Source organism: Arthrobacter sp. CAN_A212 (genome assembly GCF_015752345.1).
GTDB lineage: Bacteria > Actinomycetota > Actinomycetes > Actinomycetales > Micrococcaceae > Arthrobacter_D.
On record NZ_JADOUT010000046.1, the window covers coordinates 1 to 6,223 of the forward strand.

Sequence of the window (6,223 nt, forward strand, 5' to 3'; positions counted from 1 at the left end):
CGCCCGGATCCGATCACCGCATCGGTCAGGGCCTCCCGCAGCCTCGCCGTGGACCGCGAGTATGCGGGTACTTGCGGGGTAGATTCAGCGAAGGTTTTCCGGGCGCATTCTGCCTCGTCGCAGAAGAACCTGCGTTTGGACCAGATGACCTCCACCGGGCCAGCGACCCGGATGTCACGAATCCGCTGGAACCGGCGTGAATGCCGGCGGGCACTGATCACCCCGCAGGCCTTGCAGCCAGCTTCCAGGACTGATTCGACCCGGATTCTACGCTGCCCGCAGGCAAGGACCTCCGCGCTAGTTACCCGGTAACCGGGCAGGTTGAAAACAGTAGTGGCAGCGTCAGGGCGCTGAGCAGTAGGCTCGATCAAGGCTCGTGGGCCCTGTCAGTGATGAATGCGTCAAGAACATCCATCCCAGCAGGGCCACGAGCCCCTATACGTCTACGACACGAACCCGACTTTCACCACGAACCACGGAGAGCCGCTTTCCGGTCTCGCCCGGCCGCTCAGACATCTCAAGTGCCGATAACGTCCTGTTACGTCCTCAAGATTTAGAGAAGCATGCACTCGGTCAGCTGCTGGCGGGGCTCAGTCGGAAGTTTGGGCGGCAGAGGTTATGGGGATGGCTCAAGAAGCCACTCGATGGCTTCTGCCTCGTCGGTGAAAAACTGGGTTGGAGTTGCTGAGGTGTAGGCGAAAGCGGTCATGACCATACTTACCTGATCCATCCCCAGCACCGCTGTCTTCGACGAACACGTATCTTCGATCAAGAGCTCGCGGGCCTCCCGAGTGATCCGTTCGACGGAACCAATGTGAACCAGGAGTGGCCGTCTCCCAGCGCGGGAGAACGCGTCGACAGCCCCGATGGTCTCCCGCACATCGCCGCCGGTCATGGTCACACCCGGAGCCCATCTGATGCGGTTGAAATCTGGCTCAGCACTAATGACGAACCTTTTGGCAACAGACCCCATATTCATCTCCACAGCATTACACGGGCACGAGCATCTCGGGACAGCGTGCAGCACTACTGGGCACGGTTATTCTTCGAACTGGCGGCTGATGAAACCTGACATGCCCGGAACGGTGAATCGCACAGCGCCATGATCAGGGGCATAGATAAGGCCTTTGGCAATCAGGTTCGAGCGGGCGACGGTGAGCTGGCTGGCGGCCCGGTTAAGCCGAGATGCGACCCGGGCTGTGGCTGAGGCTTCGTCTTGATCATCAGCCATGGCACGCAGGTATTGACGTTCCGCAGGCGTTGCCCGCTGCCAGCGTGCCCTAAAGAACCCTGCGTCGAGCTGTTCTGTCCCTATTTCGATGGCCAGATTGGCGTCGTCCAGGTTGACAGTCTTGCTGGAGGCTACGTCCCACACAGCTTTGCCGTAGGCCTGCAGGAAGAAGGGGTAGCCGTCTGCCGCGGTAACAAGCGCGCGAAGGGCATCTGCGTCTAGGTGGGCGCCGAGCTGGTTCATGGGAACACTGATGGCGTCCGCTGCCGATGACTGGTCCAGGGCGCCGATGGTGCGGTAATCAAAGAGGCGTTCTGAGTACGACCTTGATGCGCTGAGCTTTCCCGGGAGGTTGGGCAGTCCTGCACCGATGATGAAGAACGGCCAGCCTCTTTGGCCTGCCATGTGCTGGACGGAAATGAGCGCACCAAGAAGTTCGTCGTCTAGGTCCTGCATCTCGTCGATGAAGATTCCAAAACCGCTGCGGGTTTTAGCCATGGCTGTGGCGATGTCTTCTACGAGCTCTTCAAGATCGATGTCCAGATTTCCGGAATCCGCCCGCCCTTCCGTGGCACCGAGGGTAGCCGATACCCCAGTCACACCGAGAGTCACGTTGAAGGACCCGATGCTGCCCAGAACACCCTTTACATGGTCCCAAGCAGACCTGGCCCGCAGCCTCCGTGCACCGGCTTCAATCGCTCGGCCCAGTTTTTTACGTGTCGCTTTCTGCCCTTCCGGAGAAGGCTGGGCTTCTACCTGGACAACAAACCAGTCATGCCGTTCAGCTTGCGCGGCGAAGTTATTTAACAACACCGTCTTGCCAACACCTCGCAGGCCCGAAAGGAGCATCCCCCGTTCAGCGGCCTGACGTTTAGTCCTCACAATCAGCCGGTCGAACGCGTCTATCTCTGCTCCACGACCCTCAAGCGCGGGAGGTTTAAGGCCAGATCCGGGTACGAAGGGGTTCATATCGGGGTTCATATCGGGGTTCATCCCAGAAGTCTATAGAAGTATATGAGCCAATATATGGAATTTCTTATATCGCCGCATATATTTTTATGAACTCACACCGACAGCCTGTAGACGAGATGCGAGTCCCGCAAACGTGGGTCCTCAGCAATCTGAATCGGGCACGAGAACCGAGACAGACAGCTTGGCGTGTCGTCCACGTCCCTCGTCTCACCCGGTCGCGACCCTCGAATCATCGGTTTCGACACACATTGGTTTCGAGATACTAGATGGCAACGCCTCGAGTTCAGTGCAGCGTTTACCGCCCGGTTGGTACCCTCGTACGGCTGCCTCGAGTGCAACGTTGGGATAAGCGAAAGCCTGTTTCTGTTAGGGGGTGGAGGCATCGGCGTCGGCTTTTCGCAGCCATCGCGAACCGGGGCCCTCGCCGGCGGCCTCGTCGCCTGGGTTGAAGAGGGTGCATTTGCCCAGAGACAGGCAACCGCATCCGATACAACCGTCCAACGAGGATTGCAGCGTCTCAAGTTGGCGGATCCGTCGTGCGACAATCGTCGCCCACGCCTGGCTCATGCGGCGCCATTCGCGCTGTGTTGGCGCGCGATCTGTGGGAAGTTCAGCGAGAGCGTCAGCAATCGATTGAAGGGTCAGTCCCACGCGTTGGCCCGCAGCCACGACCGCGAGCCGTCGCAGGGTATGGCGGGGGAACTGGCGTTTATTGCCCGCCGTTCGGGAGGATTGGATAAGACCGCGCTGTTCATAGTAGCGAACGGTCGGCACACTGATTCCCGCCCGTCGCGCGAGGTCTCCGATCGAGAGAAGCTCAAGTGGGGCGATGCGCGTCATAACGGAACCCTCGCACCTGTGCGACTTGACCTCAAGTTAGCTAGAGCATCTTGACTGGTGAGCATGAAGATCACGAAAATATCCGGGCAGGTCAGGAACACCAGCGCAGCCGCAGAATTCTTCGAGAGCGTCCTTGGTCTCGCCGTCAAGAAGGTGCCCGGCGCCGCGGTGGTGAGAATTGGCAAGACCCTCCTTGACCTCACGAAGAATCCTGAAGCCCAAGGCGACCACCACTTCGCGATAACAATTCCTTCCAACAAGTTCGCCGAAGCGAAGCAGTGGCTCCAGCAACGCACCATGCTTCTCGCCACGGTCGACGCCGATGAGTTCGAATGCTCGTCAGCCTGGAATGCCCGCTCGCTCTATTTCTCCGGCCCTGACCGGTCGGTGCTCGAGCTCATCATCCGTCGCGACCTTGACAACGCGACGCCCGGCCCGTTCTCCAGCGACGACCTGCTCTGCATCAGCGAGGTCGGTGTTGCCTCAGCAGATGTCCTGGGCTTAACCAAATCTCTCGACGAAGCAGCGAGCGTTCCTCCCTATGGTGCCGGTCCTGTGGGCTCCTTCAGCCCCGTGGGAGACCCGGACGGCCTGCTGATCCTCGTAAGTCCCGGCCGAGCCTGGTTCCCCACCACGGAATCCCTCGCAACAACGAGCCCGATCACCGTCGAAGCCACTGGCCACCGCCCAGGCATCTTCCCCCTCGGCGGTGGAAGTCGGCTACAGATCCTGCAGCCGTCCTGAATCTTCGCACGCAAGTCGAACCACCAGCGGGCCCGCCAAGGACTAGGGGATTGCTTTCGCGATCAACCTCTCGAAGAACCCTACCAAGAGACGATTGTATGGATTTGGAAGCGCCCCCGACTCTCCAGGGCACCCGGCACCATTACGTGAAAGGACGGCACCGACACTTCCCGGTTCTCAGCGCCACCGTCGATTGGGGCGATCTGTTAATCGAGTTACGGCGTTTAGTGGGACGATAGGAGATCGTTAAACCGCTGCTGTGTAGGGCGAACGTCGTGGGAAGTTCCACCTGAGCGAAGGATGGTGTCGATGTCCCGATCAAGTGATTCCAGATCATCCAACAGTTCTTGCTCAGCACCTTCGCTGCGAAGAGTGTCAAGTGTTCGTTCGTTCGAATAGCTCACTGCATAGCCTCCATAGGTTTCCCCTAGCCAGTAACTATCAACACCCTGATTGTTGACTCTGGCCACTAATCGTGAGGGTTACAGCGGGTCGCCCGTTTCGTGCGGTGGTTGTGCTGTGAACAGGTCGCGTCGGTTGAGCTCGGTAGTGAGTTCTTCTAAGCGTCCTTCAGTTTCAGGTTCAAGATTTGAATCGAGGTATTCAGCGTCCAGCTCACGGCGAACCTTGCTGTTGAGCACTTCCACCTCGATGTCATCCAGGATGGTTAGGTCCGCCGGAAATAGCTCTTCTGGCGTGATCCTACTGTTGTGGTCCATCGGTTCTACTTTCTACTGAACGCGTTCGGGCAAAGGTGTGGGGAGCGGATTACGGGATTCATCCAGTTGATCGTCTATGGCCACTAAGTCACGTATTGCTGCACAGAGTAGTCGCTGTGTGTTTGGTGTGATGTGCGCGCTGGGGTCGCAGATCGAATCGGTGTTTACACATCCTGCCAAGAAGCTAAGCACGGTGCGTGCCAGGTGGGCGCGGGCTGACTGAAGATCGGCGAGCCGTCGTGCCGGATCTTCCATCGAGGGGGTCTGCTCGATGTTTGCTGTCTGGTTTTGAAGGAGAGGGCTCACTCGGTTGGGCCCTCGTCTAGGCAGGTTCTCAGGTGTTTGAGTCCGTCTCGGATTCTGGTTTTGATGGTCGGTAGCGGGATGGACAGACGTTCGGCGACTTCACGGTAGGTCAGGCCGTTGTAGTAGGCGAGGCTGATTGCTTCTCGTTGGGCGGCAGAGAGGCTTCCCAGGCAGGCGGTGACGGATTGGGCTTCCATTCTGGTGGTAACGGTTTCGGCTACGACGTCGTAGTCCGGGCTGTGGTTCGCGACACCCCAGAGCGCGTCCCGGTCGGTTCTGGCTTGTTCTGAGCGGACTTTATCAACGGCTCGGCGGTGGGTGATGGTCATCAACCAGGCCATGGGATTACCGATTGTGGGGTTGTATTTGTGGGCGTCCTGCCAGACGATGAGGAAGATTTCCTGGGTGGCGTCGTGGGCTATCTCGGAATCGACGATGACCCGGCGCGCAAGACCATAGACCCGGTGAGATGTGAGTTGGTAGAACGTGGTGAAAGCATCCCGGTCTCCTTCGCCCGCACGGTGAAGAAGCTCGGCTAGCGGTTTGTGATCTGCCTGAAAGTTCACTCCGGCGGATCTACGTTCGGACGCGTTCAAAATCAGCTGATCCATAGCCTTGTGTGGTGTATGGGGATCGGATCTGCGTAGTCGGCGGTGTTGAAGTGTGCGCCGTCGTGTCTGTTCATAACGAGTGCCCTTTGGTGGTAGCTCGCCGTGCGGTCAGACGGAAAATGTGGTGAACAGCGAAAAACGGTAACCGAGGCCGTCCTTTGATCAACATACCCCATGGCATTCCAGGCGATCTCAGGTAAAGCCGAGGAAAATACTGCAAAGGTGAGTCATATAGGGGTACGATAACGATCGTTTGCGGGGGCCCGCACGGCGCCCATTTACTGGTCATCACGCACCCGCTCCGAAGCGCCGCAGAAGTGGCCTCAAACCAGCGCACCATAATCAAAGCAGTTGTGCCCTACGGTGGATGCAACCAGTGAGGGAGGGCTCCACATGGCATGCAACGGCTGCACGACACCTTCACAGCTCGACTTCGATTTCAGCATGGCCTTCCAACCAATTTATGACGCGATTGCCGGTCGCGTATGGGGCTACGAGGCGCTCGTCAGAGGCTTATCCGGTGAGGGTGCTTTTGAAGTCCTGTCAAAGATCTCGCCAGAGCAAAAATACCGCTTCGACCAAGACTGTCGTGTCAAGGCAATCGAGCTGGCGTCGCGCCTCTTTCCTACGGGAGAGGAATTGATGCTCTCCATCAACTTCATGCCGAACGCGGTCTACCAACCAGCTGCATGCCTTCGTGCGACACTGCTCGCGGCCGAGCGATGCAGTTTCCCGACGTCATCGGTCATGTTCGAGTTCACCGAAAATGAGGAGGTTTTGGACACCGCTCACCTCACGAA

8 protein-coding genes are annotated in these 6,223 nt (G+C 58.4%); 2 read left to right on the forward strand and 6 right to left on the reverse strand.

The features are described 5' to 3' along the window. From IWX64_RS17180 to soxR, 4 genes are all read right to left on the reverse strand, one after another. A partial coding sequence (locus tag IWX64_RS17180; RefSeq protein ID WP_334683383.1) for a transposase family protein occupies positions 1-221 on the reverse strand: 221 nt, incomplete at its 3' end. A gap of 395 nt (positions 222-616) precedes the next feature. Next, positions 617-979: a DUF7793 family protein gene (locus IWX64_RS16405; RefSeq protein WP_442859069.1), complete on the reverse strand. Its 363-nt coding sequence runs from the start codon at positions 977-979 to the stop codon at positions 617-619. 60 nt (positions 980-1,039) lie between these two features. Further along, a complete protein-coding gene (locus tag IWX64_RS16410) occupies positions 1,040-2,224 on the reverse strand; it encodes an ATP-binding protein (protein WP_334683384.1) in 1,185 nt (394 codons plus the stop codon). A 345-nt stretch (positions 2,225-2,569) separates the two neighbouring features. Further along, positions 2,570-3,043, reverse strand: a complete 474-nt coding sequence (gene soxR, locus IWX64_RS16415) for a redox-sensitive transcriptional activator SoxR (RefSeq protein WP_334683385.1) — start codon at positions 3,041-3,043, stop codon at positions 2,570-2,572. A 63-nt stretch (positions 3,044-3,106) separates the two neighbouring features. Here soxR and IWX64_RS16420 point away from each other — a divergent pair, with 63 nt between their 5' ends. Continuing rightward, on the forward strand, positions 3,107-3,787 hold the full coding sequence (locus IWX64_RS16420; RefSeq protein WP_196868197.1) for a VOC family protein: 681 nt from the start codon (positions 3,107-3,109) through the stop codon (positions 3,785-3,787). A gap of 482 nt (positions 3,788-4,269) precedes the next feature. Here the strand turns inward: IWX64_RS16420 and IWX64_RS16425 are convergent, their stop codons facing one another. Together IWX64_RS16425 and sigK are read right to left on the reverse strand one after the other, a co-directional pair. Then, entirely contained in the window at positions 4,270-4,506 is a 237-nt protein-coding gene (locus IWX64_RS16425) for a hypothetical protein (protein ID WP_196868198.1), read from the reverse strand. Positions 4,507-4,808: 302 nt separating this feature from the next. After that, complete coding sequence (sigK, locus tag IWX64_RS16430) at positions 4,809-5,378, reverse strand: ECF RNA polymerase sigma factor SigK (RefSeq protein ID WP_334683386.1); 570 nt, start codon at positions 5,376-5,378, stop codon at positions 4,809-4,811. A 438-nt stretch (positions 5,379-5,816) separates the two neighbouring features. On the opposite strand from sigK, the gene IWX64_RS16435 reads away from it, so the two are divergent. Continuing rightward, a partial coding sequence (locus IWX64_RS16435; protein ID WP_196868200.1) for an EAL domain-containing protein occupies positions 5,817-6,223 on the forward strand: 407 nt, incomplete at its 3' end.